Below are 14,430 nucleotides of genomic sequence, written 5' to 3' on the forward strand. Positions count from 1 at the left end.
ATGAGCGGGTCAGCGCAAAATGGCCTCGCCTTTTCCTGTCTATGCGGCAACTTGCAGGGACGTATTTCAACCCGCGGTGTTAGGCAAGGCACACATGTTGAGTGTTTCTGCAATGATTGCCGAGCCGCTCAACTGTATTTCAAGCAACCGGACCCCGCACCCGGACCTGTCGGGATTTTTCAGATCGCACCGGATGAGATCGAAATCAGCACAGGAAGTCAGTATCTTGCGGCGATGCAACTCAGCCCCAAGGGCATGCTGCGTTGGTACGCCAGTTGCTGTAACGCACCTTTGGCGGCAACGCCCAAAACCGCGAAACTCCCGTTTGCTGGCGTTATCGTCGGCCGGGTTGCGGGTGGTGCTTCGGCGCTAGGACCCGTCACGACACGCGGGTTTGTTCCCCGACCGGACGGAAAGCAAAAGCACGAAAATCCCGGCCCCGCCATTTTTGGCCTGTTGCGCAGGGCCGTCGGATCGCGCCTGTCCGGGCGATGGAAGAACACACCGTTTTTCGATCGAGAAACCGGTAAACCCGTGGTGACGCCAACTGTCATTTCAAAGACCGAACGCGCGATGCTTTACCAGTAATCAAACCGTTGCTGGGCGTCCAACCAGGTTTGCAGTGCCTCATTGACGATGTCGGGCGTCTCCAGTGTCGGCAAGTGACCGGCCTTTTCAATAACCAGCAGTTCCGCTCCGGGAATGAGTTCTGCCATGAAAGAATGCCGTTTGACGGGTGTCAGAGTGTCGTGCGCACCGCACAGAACCAACGTGGGCACCTTGATGCGACGCAACGCGGCCTGTTGATCCGGGCGGCGTTGCAGGGCACGCATTTGACGCACGAAAGTTTCAGCACCCAAATCCTGCGCCATTGCCAGCAAACCGTTCAGGATGGGAATACGCTGCGGGCCCGGTGCCAGCGCGTCGGAACTTACAAGTTTCCGCATGACCTCCTCCAACCGGCCACCTTGCGCGCCAATGATCAGGTCTTCGCGACTGGCCGCCATTTGAGGCGTGTCCGCCTGCGCATCAGTTGCCATCAGGCACAGGCGCGACACACGTTCCGGTGCTCGGCGGATCAGCTCCAACGCCACCACACCGCCCATGCTCAATCCAGCTAGTGCAAACCGATGTGGAAGTTGGTCCAACAGACCCGAGGCGATCTCTTCGATACGCTCACCTGCTGAGATTGGCGCAACGGTTACGGGTCGCGTCTGCGATAACACCTCGATCTGAGGGCGATACAGTCGGGCATCGCACATCAGTCCAGGTAGCAGTACCAGCGGCTCGATCACGCGGGGCCTCCATACGCTCGGTTTCCCGAGCCCTTGGGTTTGCAGTCAGGTTGAGAATTTATCACATTCAAACAAGCGGAACGTCACGGATAGGCGATTGCCCGAAAAGCCGGAAAGTCAGCATAGCGGGACCGTCGTGAAGCCGCACTTTCCTCGGGCTCAGCGCCCGGTTTCAGAAGGCATCCGCGTGGCGCAATGTAGCTGTCAATCCGCCGCTGCGGTTTAGGGCGCCACACCAGATTGAAAGCGCAGAGTTTCGGAAAAAACCAGATTTCGGAATAATCCAGGTGATCATGCATCCACCATGCCAGATCCCGCCAATCCCGGCCCTGCGCAAACTGATCCGCAAACCAGGGGATTACAATAGACGCCCCGGCAATCCGCGCATCCCCGTCCCCACGATCCCAGATGTGGCATTCCAACGGGTGATCATTTCGGGCACAGTTCAGTTTGTTTTCATTGCCAAACCTGTTTAGCGACGGTGAGCGATAGCCCGAGCGCACAGCGATCCTGCCAAAGGTCTCTTCCAGCGGGTCCAGCAGAGTTTCACAGAACGCACGTCCTGTCTCGATAGCCAGATCCGGATTGTCTGGAATGTTCTGTTTTTGGTGAAAGTTCCCGATCTCGGAATAGAGGAAATCGCGCATGAAGAAATACCGGGACAGACGAACGCGCCCTAAGGTCTCAAGGCTCCACATACTGCCCGGCTTACGCATCTTACCGCGACCCGAGGCCGCCATCATTCCACCCCCAGCCCTTTTAACCAATCCAGGATACCGGCCACAGCCGCGTCGGTCTGCCCTGGCGACATCAGGCGACCGGCAATAACATGAGATGACGGATCATCCTCGGGACCCATTGTCACCAGTTTGACGGATGCTGGCGCACCCCACGCTTCGGCGACCTCGTGTGTGCGGTCAGGGCGCACCACCTGATCGTTGTCCGAGAACCAGAACAGCACGGGCACCAGGGCGTTCGAGAAATCCAGCGCATAGACTTTTTCGACCAGAACGGACATCGGCACGACCGATTCCCACGGATAGACCGTAGACCAATATTTGTTCTTTTCCGGGTCTGGCCCCGATACATCGCGTTCGTCCCCCATCAGGACCGGTAACCAATCCCTCGCCCATGGCAAAGTGGGAATCCATGCCGCGGCCGTGTTGACCCCGAAATTCGGAGAGACAAAGACCATGCCGACAACATCTTCGCTGAGGCTGGCATCCAAAGCGGCGGCGGCTGCAAGCGTCGCACCGGTCGAAGTTGAGATTACGATCACCTTGTCCCCAACAGCACGCGCGGCCGCCAATCCCTCGGCGGTGTCCTGCATCCAGCCCGAGGCAGTGCCTTCCGCCATGGCTGATCCGGTTCGCCCATGACCTTGCAGGCGTGTGTAAACCAGATTGGCCCCCAGCGCGTCTGCCACAAGGTCCGGCACTGGCCGGATTTCCTCGGAACTTGCTGAAAAGCCATGGATGTAAAGAACGGAATACGGGGTGCGCCGTTCGTTAAAGCCATCCTGCCAGATCGCTCGTTTTTCGACACCCGGAACGATATCGTCAAACGCGGCTTCGGTGCTTTCGAAATAAACCTGTACGCCCTCACCGAACTTGCGCGGATCAAAGCTTGGGCTCAGGTTCACCTCTTCGCGCGGACCAAACCAGTAGATAAGGCCGCCGATGACAATAAACGCAAGGAACAAGCGCCCCAGAAGCCATCCCAAACGCCGCATCACGCGTCTCCCAACACATCCAGAACCGCCGCCTCGATCAAGCCAAGACATGCATCATCCGAGAACCTGTGATCGGCATCCTTGACCAAAAGAAGCTGCATGTCCGGCCCTGTTGCGTGGTCCAGCAACCTAACGGCCGTTTCAGTCGAAACGGCTGTATCCGCTGTTCCCTGTAGGAAACGAACCTTGAACGGCAGGTTCAACGTGTCGCGCAGTACAAGGCGCTGCCGCCCATCTTCGATCATCCGTTTGGTGACGATGTAAGGTTCCATGTAATCGGACGGCAACTCGACATGCCCGACAGTTTCCAGGGCGGCTTTCTGGTCATCGGTGAAGGATGCCCAATAGCCATCTTCCGTGAAATCCGGCGCGGCGGCGATCGTGACCATACCTGCAATCTGGTCCGGCAGGGCCTTGGCCAGCAAAAGCGCCTGCCACCCCCCCATGGACGAGCCGACAACGATCAGCGGCCCCTTGGTCAAGGCATCGACCGCAGCGACAGTGTCCTCATGCCAATCCCCAATGCAGCCATCCTTGAACGCGCCAGAGCTTTCGCCATGACCGGAATAATCAAACCGCAAAAAGGCCCGCCCCCGCGCCTGCGCCCAAGCTTCCAGATGGACTGCCTTGGTGCCTTCCATATCCGACATAAGCCCACCCAGAAAAACCAGGGTCGGCCCTGAGCCTTCGGTTTTGTGATAGGCCAGTTTTCGCCCCTGTGCTGTTTCCAGAAAATCCGTCGCCGCCATGAAACCCTCTTATGCTTTGGGGAACATCATGCACGGCAGCCCGTTGGTCGCAATTCCCGAATTCGGGGTGTCGTGGCGTCAGTGACCGTACCCTGCGACCCTTGACAGGAATTGCTGCACCTGCCACATCAGCCAGACGCAAATAACCCGCAACCGGGCGTTCAGTGGGCGCCAAACCGACGAGGAGAGCCGAAATGGCCCTGGATTCAAAATCCGTCTCTCTCACTTTCCCAGATGGCAATGCACGTTCCTATGACGCAGGGGTTACGCCCGCGCAGGTGGCTGCCGATATTTCAAGTTCGCTGGCCAAAAAGGCCATCTCGGCCACCGTTGACGGCAAACACTGGGACCTGCAATGGCCTATCGAAGCCGATGCACAGATTGCCATCCACACCATGAAGGATGACGCGCAGGCCAACGAACTGATCCGCCACGATCTGGCCCACATCATGGCCCGCGCCGTGCAGGAAATCTGGCCTGCGACCAAGGTCACCATCGGCCCCGTTATCGAAAACGGCTGGTATTATGACTTCGACCGGGAAGAACCGTTCACGCCCGAAGATCTTGGCCTCATCGAGAAAAAGATGAAAGAGATCATCAACAAGCGCGATCCTGTCACCACCGAGGTTTGGGATCGCGAGCGGGCCATCGAGTTCTACAAGGCCAATAACGAGCCCTACAAGGTTGAGCTGATCGAAGCCATTCCCGGGGACGAGCCGTTGCGCATGTACTGGCACGGCCACTGGCAGGATTTGTGCCGCGGTCCGCATCTGCAACATACCGGTCAGGTTCCCGGTGATGCGTTCAAGCTGATGTCCATCGCCGGTGCCTATTGGCGCGGCGACAGCAACCGCGCGATGCTGCAACGCATCTACGGCGTGGCCTTCACCGGCAAGGAAAAACTGAAAGACCACCTTCATATGCTGGAAGAGGCCGCAAAGCGCGACCACCGCAAACTAGGCCGCGAGATGGACCTGTTTCACATGCAGGAAGAAGCCCCCGGTCAGATTTTCTGGCACCCCAATGGCTGGACCATCTACACCCAGTTGCAGGACTACATGCGCCGTCAGCAGCGCAAGGGTGGGTATGTCGAGGTGAACACGCCGCAGGTCGTTGACCGCAAACTGTGGGAACGATCAGGCCACTGGGACAAATATCAGGAAAACATGTTCATCGTCGAAGTCGACGAGGAACATGCCCGCGAAAAGGCCGTCAACGCGCTCAAACCGATGAACTGCCCCTGCCATGTCGAGATTTTCAAGCAAGGCCTGAAATCCTATCGCGACCTGCCGCTGCGCATGGCCGAGTTCGGATCGTGCAACCGGTACGAACCCTCTGGTGCATTGCATGGCATCATGCGGGTGCGCGGGTTCACGCAGGATGACGCCCATATCTTTTCAACCGAAGAACAGATCGAGGCGGAGACCGCCGAATTCATCCGTTTCCTCAGCGTGATCTACAAGGATCTGGGGTTCGAGGATTTTTCGGTGAAATTCTCTGACCGTCCCGAAACCCGCGCCGGATCGGACGAGGTATGGGACAAGGCAGAAGCGGCACTTTTGTCCGCCACCCGTGCCGCCGGGATCGAACCGGAACTGAACCCGGGCGAAGGTGCATTCTATGGTCCGAAACTGGAATTCGTTCTGACGGACGCCATCGGGCGTGACTGGCAATGCGGCACCTTCCAGGTCGATTTCGTTCTGCCCGAACGGCTGGACGCCACCTATATCGGCGCCGACGGGGCCAAACACCGCCCCGTCATGTTGCATCGCGCCACGCTGGGATCCTTCGAACGCTTTATCGGTATCCTGATCGAGGAACACGCAGGCAAATTGCCGTTCTGGTTGGCCCCGCGTCAGGTCGTCGTCGCGTCCATCACATCCGACGCGGACGACTACGTCACCGAAGTGGTCGAAACTCTGCGCGCGGCCGGTGTGCGGGCCGAGGCTGACATCCGCAATGAAAAGATCAACTACAAGGTCCGTGAGCATTCGGTCGGCAAAGTGCCTGTAATTCTGGCCGTCGGTCACCGTGAAGTTGACGAGCGCACCGTAAGCGTGCGGCGACTGGGTGAAAAACAGACTCAGGTACAACCGCTTGATGTTGTAACAAAAGAGCTGGCACGCGCCGCCACCCCGCCAGATCTGCTGTAACAAACAGCACCATATCCAAAAAAATCCGACCCCTCTTATGGGGTCGGATTGTAACATTTCACCCTTTCTTCATCAAAAACAATGTATTACGCTACAAGGGGGCAGGCCGCCCCATGACGCGCTTGTGAGACACGGGCTCGTGAATTCAACTCTACCCACCAAGCCACTACCTTTGTCATTGTCACAAGCAGACATACCCAGTCATCAAGAGGATTACCGAGATGTCGAAAACAGCTAAATCCCTGGTTATCGCAACCGCAGTCGCAGCCGCCGTATCGGGTGCCGCAACCACAGCAAGCGCACAGGCAAAAGAAAAGTGCTACGGTGTATCGCTGGCCGGCCAGAACGACTGTGCCGCAGGCCCCGGCACCACCTGCGCAGGCACCTCGACCGTTGATTATCAGGGCAACGCCTGGACCCTGGTTGACGCAGGCACTTGCGCCGACATCGAACTTCCTGCGGAAGCAAACGGCACGCCGCGCAAAGGTTCATTGGAAGCGCTGGAACGCGACCTGCCGGCATAAGATTGGCCTGACGATTTCAAGGGGCGGGCACCATCGCCCGCCCTTTCCCTTTCGTGATCGAGGAACTGGCTCATGTTGGATGACACCCACCGGTCAAACCGCCTGCCTGCAGCGCCGGGCGTAGGTTACAAACCGCAACATTTTGCTCAGATACTTGAACACGCACAGCCTGTTGCATGGCTGGAAATCCATGCCGAGAACTATATGGGCGACGGCGGGCGGCCCTTGGCGCAGCTGCGCCACCTCTCCGAAAAGTTCCCAATCTCGGTCCATGGCGTTGGCCTTTCCATTGGCGGTGAAGGCGCGCTGGACCTTGATCATCTGGCCCGGCTAAAACACCTGGTAGGCTGGCTGAACCCTGCAAGCTTTTCCGAACATTTGGCCTGGTCCACCCATGACAGCCATTTTTACAACGACCTGCTGCCCCTTCCCTATACCGACGAAACTCTTGCGCGGGTTTGTGAACATATCGACCAGGTCCAGCACACGGTCGGGCGCCAGATGCTGCTGGAAAACCCGTCCAGCTATCTGGCCTTCGAGGAAAGCACCTGGTCCGAACCTGATTTCCTGAGGGAGATTGCCAGGCGCACCGGTTGCGGCTTGTTGCTGGACGTAAACAATGTCTTTGTCTCGGCCACCAATCTGGATTTCTCGCCGCAAGGTTATATTGACGCCTATCCGCTTGAAAAAGTGTCGGAAATCCACCTTGGCGGCCATGATGAGGATGAAGACGACCACGGTCATCCGCTGCTGATCGACAGTCACGGACGTGAAGTGGTCGATCCGGTGTGGACCCTGCTGGATTATGTGCTGGAGCGTTCGGGGCCAAAACCCATTCTGATCGAATGGGACACTGATGTGCCGGATTGGCCCGTTCTCCGAAATGAGGCCGTTCGCGCGCAATCCGCACTGGACCGGATACCGGTATGAGCGTTTCGCAATCTGAATTCCGCGCGGCCATGATGGATGCGTCAGCGCCCGTTCCCGGCGGATTGCTGGACGGTGGCGCGCGCCCCGCCGGTCGCCGGTTCAGCGTGTACCGCAACAATGTTGCGGTGTCGCTGACCGAAGCGATGCATCAGGCGTTTCCCGTGATTGCCAAATTGCTAGGGGCGCAGAACATGGATGGGCTGGCCGGGATTTTCCTGCGTCAACACCCGCCCTCCTCTCCTCTGATGATGTTTTATGGCGAGGCGTTTCCTGATTTTCTGGCCGGAATGCCCCAACTTGCCCATCTCGGATATCTGCCCGACGTGGCCCGGTTAGAGATTGCCTTGCGCAAGTCCTACCACGCCGCCGACAGCGAACCTGCACCGGCAGACGTTTTAGCGGTCGAGCCCGAGCAGGTCATGCAGGCCCGGTTGCAGTTTGCACCGGCCATGCAGGTGATCCGCTCGGACTGGCCCATTCACGCTATCTGGCGCTTCAACGTGGAAGCCGATGCCCCGAAACCAGATGCACGGGCCGAGGATGTGTTGATCACGCGCGCTGAGTTCGACCCGACACCCAATCCGCTTCCAGCGGGTGGTGCAGACTGGATCACCTATATGCAGAACGGCGACACAATCGGCGGGGCATTTGAAAAAACGACTGCTGAACTGCCTGAATTTGATCTTGGAACCACTCTGGCGCTGCTTCTGAAGGGTGGTTCAATAACCTCTGTGACTATCGAAAGGCCCAAGACATGACTGCTCTGATCTCAACCTACAATAACACCATGGGAAAACTGGACTTTGCGTCTGGCTGGTTGACCCCTACGCTGGCACGGCTGGTCTTTGTTGCGGTTCTTCTGGTCTATTACTGGAACTCAGCCATGCTAAAGATCGACGGGTCGATCTTTTCGCCTTCGGCAGGTGCCTTTGGTCAGATTTTCCCCAAAGCGGCAGAAGCTGTTCTTTATGACGTGTCCCAAATGACGTTCTTCCAACGCATCGTCATCTTCATGGGAACGGTTGCAGAATTTGTGCTTCCCACGCTTCTTCTGGTTGGACTGTTCTCGCGTCTGGCGGCTTTGGGCATGATCGGTTTTATCTGGGTGCAGACCCTTGTCGACGTCACCGGACATGGCGTGAAACTGGGCAGCCTGTTCGACGCGGCCCCGTCCCTGATGGATCAGCGCACGATGTGGACCTTCCTGATGCTGGTGATCGTCGTCAACGGCGCAGGCCCGATCTCACTCGACCGGATCCTGCGACTTAAGTAACTTAGAAATGCGCCTTGGGCTGGTCCGGTTTTCCTGCGGCCAGCCCAAGTACTCCGGCGACAGCAGCAAATGTGATCGGGAACATGGTGAAAACACCAAAGCCGAACGCGTAGTACATCGCGGCCGCCGACACCAGCAACAAGACCCCGGCAATCAACGCGCGCGCTGGCGCCATGGCCCCGCCCGCGATTGCCAAGAGGGGCGCGATAATCGAAATGGCTTGCACCAGATCAGGATTGTCGACCTGGCTTAGCATGCCTTCAATTTCACCGACATGGTCAACCACGACCACCTTCGCATAGCCGAAGAACCCGACGATCATGCCGATCAACCCGGCGATTACACCCAATAACATTGCGGCATTACGCATTGAAAATCCTCATTGTTGCTTTCAGGCAGATAGGCACTCGTTCAAGAAATGCCAAGCTGAGCACGGGTTTCAGCCGTCCAGCCCAACAACAGCCTGCCATCCGCTTCGATCAGTGGGCGTTTCATCAGGGCCGGATGCTCTCTCAAAAGCTCCAAAGGGGCCTTGGCACGCTGGGTTTCGTCCAATCCGCGCCATGTCGTCGATCTGGTATTAAGCAAGTCATTGCCGAACTCAGCAAAGGCCCGTGACAGCACCGAATCCGGCACACCGTCGCTGCGTACGTCAAAAAACTTGGCGTCTGGAAGTGATTTCAATGCCTTGCGACAGGTGTCACAGTTTTTCAATCCATAAAGCTGCATGTCTTTGACGCTCCTGCCCTTGCTTCCTTTTTAGGCAATCTTGCCCGTTTCTTGCGGTTATTCTTGATTTTTTACTTCACCGTGCAATGTTGAAAAAGGCGAAACGCACGAATTGGACTGTTCAGCATGCGCTACGCAGTTTTTTTGTGTGGTGACGCTGACCACAGCCCCCACCAATTTGTGGGACAATGCGTAAGTAGAAGGAGACACGGGACATGCCAACCGGCACCGTGAAATGGTTCAATACCACCAAAGGCTATGGATTTATTGCCCCTGACGAAGGGGGCAAAGATGTGTTTGTACATATCTCGGCCGTAGAACGGTCCGGCCTCACCGGACTCGCAGACAACCAAAAAGTTTCGTACGAGTTGCAGGACGGACGCGACGGCCGCCAAATGGCAGCTGATTTGAAACCACTGTAACGACTTCCCGCTAAACACGCGGTAGATCATTAAGGATGACGGCCAATTTCCGGCCGTTATCCATCCCCCACCGGTTTCGTTCCATTACCCTCGCGCGGGCTTGGCGTCGGCGTGGTTATTCCAGTTTTCGCCCGTAGCCACGATGCAAGATGTGCCTGTCGCGTAGGTGACAACCATTGTCCAGTCCCCGCGCTGACTTGCGCAGACTTCCATAACCTGTTCCGGCCCGCGAACACCCGATGCCACGCGCCGAACTGACTTTCCAGTTTCTGGTGCAGCCGGGGCGTCAGTTCGCACAGAACCTCAGCTATGGGGATTTGGTTCGCACAGGTAGGGCAAAACCAAAAACCAGACATAACAGAGCAAGGTTCAAAAAGCGGGCCATGGAACCAATGTAACAATTCCATGACGACACGTATAGACAAAAGCTATGCAGCTTGTCGGTTCTATCTGCGAATGATCGCCTCGAACTCACGCCATTCGCGCGCCGTCATCCCCGAGTTTTCCTGCGTGACCGCCTCTCCTGCCAGCATTCGTTGCAGGCTTTCGACCATCTGGGCAGACAGGTTTACCGCACCCAGCCGATAATCCTCGAACGCCTTATACGCAAACGGCACCCAATCAGCGACGATCTTGCACATCGCCTCGGCATAAACGCGGATTTCATACTGAGCATGTGGGTCGGCACGCAGGCGCAGGAAGTGGAACAGATTATGCAGGTCCACCTTCCAATACCACTGCGTATAAACGTTTGCGGGTAGGTTCATGCGGGCCAGTTCACGGGCAAGCCCCTGTTGCCCGTCCTGGCTGATCATGGACTCGTAGTTGTCATAGCACCGCGTGCTGTCCGCCTTGAGGGTTTCCAATACACGCGCGGCCTCTTCACCTTCCAACGTTGCCCCGCGGCCCTGATTGTTTACTTCGGACTGTGCCGCCACATGTTCAGGGGCAGGGATATAGAACTCGCGATCCAGAATTGAATACCGTGCCGAGTATTCATTCACGTTGGCGGTCCGGTGCCGGATCCACTGCCGCGCCACAAACACCGGCAATTTCACATGCAATTTGACTTCGCACATTTCGAAAGGCGTCGAATGCCAGTGCCGCATCAGATACCGGATCAACCCTTCATCATTCTGAACAGATTTGGTGCCTTTGCCGTATGAAACGCGCGCAGCCTGACAGATGGCGGCATCGTCCCCCATATAGTCGATCACGCGGACAAAGCCATGATCCAGAACCTGATGCGCTGTGTACAGGTGATCTTCCATTCCCGCCGAGACAACTCGACGCGTGGGATGCGATTGCGCGCGTTGCGCGTCGATCTCGGCCTGTTGATCAGGGGACAGCGGCATCGAATCTTCCTTTCTGGCAATGAGTCGCCTGCCACTATATATCGCCGATCCCGGCACAGGAACCGCGATATATGCCGCAGCGGACGCAAAAAACAAATTGCTGCCGAGGGCTCTATCGACACGTCGAGGAGGAGCGCTAAGCTCTTGGCAATGTGAGTCGAAAAAGGATGGCCGAAATGGCGTTGAAATATCTTCACACCATGGTCCGCGTGAAGGATCTTGAAAAATCCATGGCATTTTACGAGCTTCTGGGTCTGAAAGAAACACGTCGGTATGACAGTGAAGCCGGGCGATTTTCTCTGATCTTCATGGCCCCTCCGGGACAGGAAGACGCCCCGATCGAGCTGACGTACAATTGGGACGGTGATGACGAGTTGCCCGCCGACAGCCGTCACTTCGGCCATCTGGCCTACGGTGTCGACAATATCTACGAGGTTTGCCAACATCTTCAGAACAACGGTGTTACGATCAATCGCCCGCCAAGGGATGGTCGCATGGCTTTTGTTCGATCGCCCGACAATATCTCGGTTGAGCTTTTGCAGAATGGCGAAGCACTGGAACGAGCCGAACCCTGGGCCAGCATGGAGAGCAGTGGTCACTGGTGATCCGTTGGCTGATAGCGTTTGGGCTGGTCGTTCAGGCCAGCCCTGTCAAGGCCGAGCAATGCCGCTTGGCGCTGGCCTTGGCGATGGATATTTCCGTTTCAGTCGATCAGGCCGAAGATGTGTTACAGCGGCAGGGGTTAGCCGCCGCATTGATTGCGCCCGAAGTGCAAGAGGCCTTCTTTTCTTCACCTATGCCGGTTGCCCTGGCGGTATATGAGTGGAGTGGCCGCTCAACCCAAAATGTCGTCCTGAACTGGACAATGATCGATGATGTTGGTGATCTGCTGTTCGCATCCAGCCAGGTCAGCCAATCCGCCCGATCTGACAGCGGATCAGCAACAGCTATGGGCTATGCGTTGGCATACGGTGCAACCCTTATGGAGCAAGCGCCGCAATGCTTGTTTCAAACCATTGACCTGTCCGGCGATGGCACGAACAACGATGGCTATGGGCCGCAGATCGCCTATCGGCACTTTCCCTTTCAAAACACTGTCGTGAATGGGCTTGTGATCAACGCAGCCGATTTCGAGGGAGAGCTGTTCCTGATCCCTTTCTTCGAAAATAACGTCCTGCACGGGCCCGGCGCCTTTTTGGAAATTGCCACCGGGTTTGAAGATTTCGAGCGCGCCATGCGAAAGAAACTGAAACGGGAACTGAGCGGCTTGCAGATCGGTGCATTGCGGATTGAAGGCCCATGATACGTCGCGTGATCGTCTTACTGGCTTGCCTGATATCAGGACCTGCCTTTGGCGAATGCCGTCAGGCCCTTGCGCTGGGGCTGGATGTGTCGGGTTCGGTCGACAGCCGGGAATACAGGCTGCAACTGGACGGGCTGGCGGCGGCCCTGAGCCGCCCCGAAGTTGGCCAACTTATGTTGTCGGACGGCGCAACCGCCTTGCGTCTGGCGATCTTCGAATGGAGCGAGCGGGGACATGAACGGATGCTGCTGGAGTGGACAGAAGTACGGTCCCCCGCCGACCTGATCGCAATCAGTGATCGTTTGATCCGCACCTCGCGCAGCGCAGCGCCGCAGGGAACGGCGTTAGGGTCGGCCATGTTATTTGGCTCTTCCCTGCTTGATCAGCAAAGTGGGTGCTGGCGCCGTACGCTGGATTTGTCCGGTGATGGCAAACATAACCTCGGACCGCATCCACGTGATGTGAAAGCTAGTTTACGACATGACGGGATCACAATTAACGGGCTGGTGATCGGTGCCGACGATCCGAAAGAAGGTGATCGGAGATATGTTCAGGTCGGTGAACTATCAGCCTATTATTCAGCCTGGGTCATTTTGGGGCCAAACGCGTTCGTAGAAGTGGCGCTGGGCTTTGAGGCATATGAAGAGGCCATGACCCGCAAACTTCTTCGTGAGCTGGACAGCCTTGTTCTGTCTGACGCCCGCCACTGATCAATAGATATACCGTATCTGATCCGTCCAGTACCGTTCAACGCGACGCAGCGAACTGGTGATATCCTCAATACCGTCAAGCCCAAGCACCCCCCTGCCTTGCAGGCCTTCGGCGTGACGTGCAAACAGCTTGGACACGATATTGCGGATTTCTCTGCCCTGCGGCGTCAGGCGTACGCGAACTGAACGGCGATCAATCTCGCATCTTTGGTGGTGCATATAGCCCATCTCAACCAGTTTCTTGAGGTTATAGCTGACATTGCTGCCCTGATAGTATCCACGGCTTTTCAGTTCGCCTGCCGTAACTTCGTGATCACCGATATTGAACAGCAATAACGCCTGAACCGCATTGATTTCCAATACGCCGACGCGCTCAAACTCGTCCTTGATGACATCCAGCAACAACCGGTGCAGACGCTCCACCAGGACCAGTGCCTCAAGATAGCTGGTTATGAAGCCCTTAGTCTCTGGTGTGGAGACCTGCATTTCCATACTCATCCGACCCTCCGATTCCGTCGCGCTGTTTGACACACGATGAACCGAAAATCCGAAAAATCGGTTAAGCGGAACTTTGCCTTATTTCTGAAAGGTTTGCGCTATGTCTGCAACCAGGCTGGCAAATCGCGCCGGAGGCTGCACCTGCCCCGTAACCCATTGATAAAGGTCCTGATCGTTTTCGTGCAACAGCGCATCATAGATATCCAGACCGTCGGCATCCATGTCGGCCAGATTGCGCCCAGCATAGGCTGACAGGATAATGTCCATCTCTTTGATGCCGCGTCGCATCGACCGCATTTGCATGCGCTTGATGCGCACATCCCGGGGTTCGCTCAATTCTTCTGCTCCAGCATCTGACGCATTTTCTTTTCCAGACGTGCCGCGCGTTCGGAACATGCGCGCATCTCAGCGCGGATGGCGCGCAGTTCGGCCACGGCCGAGGACAGTTCCGTTCCACCTTCGCCCTCACCCACAGGTGCATCCATGCCGTCGCCCTCGCCGGTCAACAACCACATGATCGAGACATTGACCATGCCCGCCATCATCGACAGCCTGTTGGCCCGGGGTTCGGACAGATCGTTTTCCCAATCTGAAATTGTCGCCTTCTTGACCCCAAGACGCCGTGCCAGTTGCGCCTGTGTCATTCCCGCGGCTTCGCGTGCACCGGCCAGACGGTCTCCGAATGTCGCAGAATCCGGACCATACCAGTCGTTTTCATCATTCATTCGGGTCTCCAATTCACTTTATCTATACGGCT

At 56.8% G+C, this 14,430-nt stretch carries 20 protein-coding genes; 10 read left to right on the forward strand and 10 right to left on the reverse strand.

The features are described 5' to 3' along the window. Window positions 1-588 (forward strand): DUF6151 family protein, encoded by a 588-nt coding sequence (locus ACR0BK_RS03990; RefSeq protein WP_480553821.1) that lies wholly within the window; start codon window positions 1-3, stop codon window positions 586-588. On the opposite strand, the gene ACR0BK_RS03995 is transcribed toward ACR0BK_RS03990, so the two are convergent. The 4 genes from ACR0BK_RS03995 to ACR0BK_RS04010 form a co-directional block, all read right to left on the reverse strand. Beyond that, window positions 579-1,295 (reverse strand): alpha/beta fold hydrolase, encoded by a 717-nt coding sequence (locus ACR0BK_RS03995; RefSeq protein WP_480553822.1) that lies wholly within the window; start codon window positions 1,293-1,295, stop codon window positions 579-581. The genes ACR0BK_RS03990 and ACR0BK_RS03995 overlap by 10 nt on opposite strands. 83 nt (window positions 1,296-1,378) lie before the next feature. Then, window positions 1,379-1,993, reverse strand: a complete 615-nt coding sequence (locus tag ACR0BK_RS04000) for a hypothetical protein (protein WP_480553893.1) — start codon at window positions 1,991-1,993, stop codon at window positions 1,379-1,381. A 41-nt stretch (window positions 1,994-2,034) separates the two neighbouring features. Further along, window positions 2,035-3,027 carry an alpha/beta hydrolase gene (locus tag ACR0BK_RS04005; RefSeq protein ID WP_480553823.1) on the reverse strand — a complete coding sequence of 331 codons (993 nt, stop codon included), beginning with the start codon at window positions 3,025-3,027 and terminating at the stop codon, window positions 2,035-2,037. After that, complete coding sequence (locus tag ACR0BK_RS04010; RefSeq protein ID WP_480553824.1) at window positions 3,027-3,776, reverse strand: alpha/beta hydrolase; 750 nt, start codon at window positions 3,774-3,776, stop codon at window positions 3,027-3,029. Before ACR0BK_RS04010 ends, ACR0BK_RS04005 begins: the two co-directional genes overlap by 1 nt. 194 nt (window positions 3,777-3,970) lie before the next feature. On the opposite strand from ACR0BK_RS04010, the gene thrS reads away from it, so the two are divergent. The 5 genes from thrS to ACR0BK_RS04035 all read left to right on the forward strand — a co-directional run bounded on the left by thrS (window position 3,971) and on the right by ACR0BK_RS04035 (window position 8,656). Next, the gene (gene thrS, locus ACR0BK_RS04015) at window positions 3,971-5,929 is read left to right on the forward strand and encodes a threonine--tRNA ligase (RefSeq protein WP_480553825.1); all 1,959 of its coding nucleotides are present in this window, start codon (window positions 3,971-3,973) and stop codon (window positions 5,927-5,929) included. Window positions 5,930-6,150: 221 nt separating this feature from the next. Further along, complete coding sequence (locus ACR0BK_RS04020; protein WP_267365389.1) at window positions 6,151-6,453, forward strand: BufA1 family periplasmic bufferin-type metallophore; 303 nt, start codon at window positions 6,151-6,153, stop codon at window positions 6,451-6,453. Window positions 6,454-6,525: 72 nt separating this feature from the next. Continuing rightward, window positions 6,526-7,383, forward strand: coding sequence for an MNIO family bufferin maturase (gene bufB / locus ACR0BK_RS04025; protein WP_480553826.1), 858 nt, complete (start codon window positions 6,526-6,528; stop codon window positions 7,381-7,383). Beyond that, window positions 7,380-8,141: an HvfC/BufC family peptide modification chaperone gene (locus tag ACR0BK_RS04030; RefSeq protein WP_480553827.1), complete on the forward strand. Its 762-nt coding sequence runs from the start codon at window positions 7,380-7,382 to the stop codon at window positions 8,139-8,141. Before bufB ends, ACR0BK_RS04030 begins: the two co-directional genes overlap by 4 nt. Next, window positions 8,138-8,656: a DoxX family protein gene (locus ACR0BK_RS04035; protein WP_480473462.1), complete on the forward strand. Its 519-nt coding sequence runs from the start codon at window positions 8,138-8,140 to the stop codon at window positions 8,654-8,656. Before ACR0BK_RS04030 ends, ACR0BK_RS04035 begins: the two co-directional genes overlap by 4 nt. 1 nt (window position 8,657) lies before the next feature. Here ACR0BK_RS04035 and ACR0BK_RS04040 read toward each other — a convergent pair whose 3' ends face one another. Together ACR0BK_RS04040 and ACR0BK_RS04045 are read right to left on the reverse strand one after the other, a co-directional pair. Beyond that, window positions 8,658-9,026, reverse strand: coding sequence for a hypothetical protein (locus ACR0BK_RS04040; protein ID WP_480473463.1), 369 nt, complete (start codon window positions 9,024-9,026; stop codon window positions 8,658-8,660). Window positions 9,027-9,067: 41 nt separating this feature from the next. After that, window positions 9,068-9,385: an ArsC/Spx/MgsR family protein gene (locus tag ACR0BK_RS04045; protein ID WP_480473464.1), complete on the reverse strand. Its 318-nt coding sequence runs from the start codon at window positions 9,383-9,385 to the stop codon at window positions 9,068-9,070. 215 nt (window positions 9,386-9,600) lie between these two features. Here ACR0BK_RS04045 and ACR0BK_RS04050 point away from each other — a divergent pair, with 215 nt between their 5' ends. Continuing rightward, complete coding sequence (locus ACR0BK_RS04050) at window positions 9,601-9,807, forward strand: cold-shock protein (protein WP_008758035.1); 207 nt, start codon at window positions 9,601-9,603, stop codon at window positions 9,805-9,807. A 446-nt stretch (window positions 9,808-10,253) separates the two neighbouring features. On the opposite strand, the gene thyX is transcribed toward ACR0BK_RS04050, so the two are convergent. Further along, entirely contained in the window at window positions 10,254-11,162 is a 909-nt protein-coding gene (thyX, locus tag ACR0BK_RS04055; protein ID WP_480517585.1) for an FAD-dependent thymidylate synthase, read from the reverse strand. Window positions 11,163-11,338: 176 nt separating this feature from the next. Here thyX and ACR0BK_RS04060 point away from each other — a divergent pair, with 176 nt between their 5' ends. Genes ACR0BK_RS04060 through ACR0BK_RS04070 form a run of 3 tightly spaced genes read left to right on the forward strand, consistent with a single transcriptional unit; the run spans window position 11,339 to window position 13,175 of the window. Beyond that, window positions 11,339-11,767: a VOC family protein gene (locus ACR0BK_RS04060; RefSeq protein WP_480553828.1), complete on the forward strand. Its 429-nt coding sequence runs from the start codon at window positions 11,339-11,341 to the stop codon at window positions 11,765-11,767. Next, window positions 11,764-12,465 carry a DUF1194 domain-containing protein gene (locus ACR0BK_RS04065; RefSeq protein WP_480553829.1) on the forward strand — a complete coding sequence of 234 codons (702 nt, stop codon included), beginning with the start codon at window positions 11,764-11,766 and terminating at the stop codon, window positions 12,463-12,465. Before ACR0BK_RS04060 ends, ACR0BK_RS04065 begins: the two co-directional genes overlap by 4 nt. After that, on the forward strand, window positions 12,462-13,175 hold the full coding sequence (locus ACR0BK_RS04070) for a DUF1194 domain-containing protein (RefSeq protein ID WP_480517590.1): 714 nt from the start codon (window positions 12,462-12,464) through the stop codon (window positions 13,173-13,175). Before ACR0BK_RS04065 ends, ACR0BK_RS04070 begins: the two co-directional genes overlap by 4 nt. Here the strand turns inward: ACR0BK_RS04070 and ACR0BK_RS04075 are convergent, their stop codons facing one another. The 3 genes from ACR0BK_RS04075 to ACR0BK_RS04085 form a co-directional block, all read right to left on the reverse strand. Further along, entirely contained in the window at window positions 13,176-13,673 is a 498-nt protein-coding gene (locus tag ACR0BK_RS04075; RefSeq protein ID WP_480473469.1) for a MarR family winged helix-turn-helix transcriptional regulator, read from the reverse strand. It abuts the gene before it with no gap. A gap of 78 nt (window positions 13,674-13,751) precedes the next feature. Then, entirely contained in the window at window positions 13,752-13,976 is a 225-nt protein-coding gene (locus tag ACR0BK_RS04080) for a succinate dehydrogenase assembly factor 2 (RefSeq protein WP_480476785.1), read from the reverse strand. A 29-nt stretch (window positions 13,977-14,005) separates the two neighbouring features. Beyond that, the gene (locus ACR0BK_RS04085; RefSeq protein ID WP_480473470.1) at window positions 14,006-14,398 is read right to left on the reverse strand and encodes a helix-turn-helix domain-containing protein; all 393 of its coding nucleotides are present in this window, start codon (window positions 14,396-14,398) and stop codon (window positions 14,006-14,008) included. Window positions 14,399-14,430 lie beyond the last annotated feature (32 nt).

It is taken from the genome of Ruegeria sp. AF1, assembly GCF_056542125.1.

Bases quoted from the DNA above. Each gene is read 5' to 3' on its own strand.
- ACR0BK_RS04085 (WP_480473470.1), bottom strand. From the start codon at position 14,398: ATGAATGATGAAAACGACTGGTATGGTCCGGATTCTGCGACATTCGGA.
- ACR0BK_RS04040 (WP_480473463.1), bottom strand. From the start codon at position 9,026: ATGCGTAATGCCGCAATGTTATTGGGTGTAATCGCCGGGTTGATCGGC.
- ACR0BK_RS04005 (WP_480553823.1), bottom strand. From the start codon at position 3,027: ATGCGGCGTTTGGGATGGCTTCTGGGGCGCTTGTTCCTTGCGTTTATT.
- ACR0BK_RS04050 (WP_008758035.1), top strand. From the start codon at position 9,601: ATGCCAACCGGCACCGTGAAATGGTTCAATACCACCAAAGGCTATGGA.
- ACR0BK_RS04010 (WP_480553824.1), bottom strand. From the start codon at position 3,776: ATGGCGGCGACGGATTTTCTGGAAACAGCACAGGGGCGAAAACTGGCC.
- bufB (WP_480553826.1), top strand. From the start codon at position 6,526: ATGTTGGATGACACCCACCGGTCAAACCGCCTGCCTGCAGCGCCGGGC.
- ACR0BK_RS04070 (WP_480517590.1), top strand. From the start codon at position 12,462: ATGATACGTCGCGTGATCGTCTTACTGGCTTGCCTGATATCAGGACCT.
- ACR0BK_RS04080 (WP_480476785.1), bottom strand. From the start codon at position 13,976: ATGCAAATGCGGTCGATGCGACGCGGCATCAAAGAGATGGACATTATC.
- ACR0BK_RS04060 (WP_480553828.1), top strand. From the start codon at position 11,339: ATGGCGTTGAAATATCTTCACACCATGGTCCGCGTGAAGGATCTTGAA.
- ACR0BK_RS04075 (WP_480473469.1), bottom strand. From the start codon at position 13,673: ATGAGTATGGAAATGCAGGTCTCCACACCAGAGACTAAGGGCTTCATA.
- ACR0BK_RS04000 (WP_480553893.1), bottom strand. From the start codon at position 1,993: ATGTGGAGCCTTGAGACCTTAGGGCGCGTTCGTCTGTCCCGGTATTTC.
- thyX (WP_480517585.1), bottom strand. From the start codon at position 11,162: ATGCCGCTGTCCCCTGATCAACAGGCCGAGATCGACGCGCAACGCGCG.
- ACR0BK_RS04045 (WP_480473464.1), bottom strand. From the start codon at position 9,385: ATGCAGCTTTATGGATTGAAAAACTGTGACACCTGTCGCAAGGCATTG.
- thrS (WP_480553825.1), top strand. From the start codon at position 3,971: ATGGCCCTGGATTCAAAATCCGTCTCTCTCACTTTCCCAGATGGCAAT.
- ACR0BK_RS03990 (WP_480553821.1), top strand. From the start codon at position 1: ATGAGCGGGTCAGCGCAAAATGGCCTCGCCTTTTCCTGTCTATGCGGC.
- ACR0BK_RS04030 (WP_480553827.1), top strand. From the start codon at position 7,380: ATGAGCGTTTCGCAATCTGAATTCCGCGCGGCCATGATGGATGCGTCA.
- ACR0BK_RS04020 (WP_267365389.1), top strand. From the start codon at position 6,151: ATGTCGAAAACAGCTAAATCCCTGGTTATCGCAACCGCAGTCGCAGCC.
- ACR0BK_RS04035 (WP_480473462.1), top strand. From the start codon at position 8,138: ATGACTGCTCTGATCTCAACCTACAATAACACCATGGGAAAACTGGAC.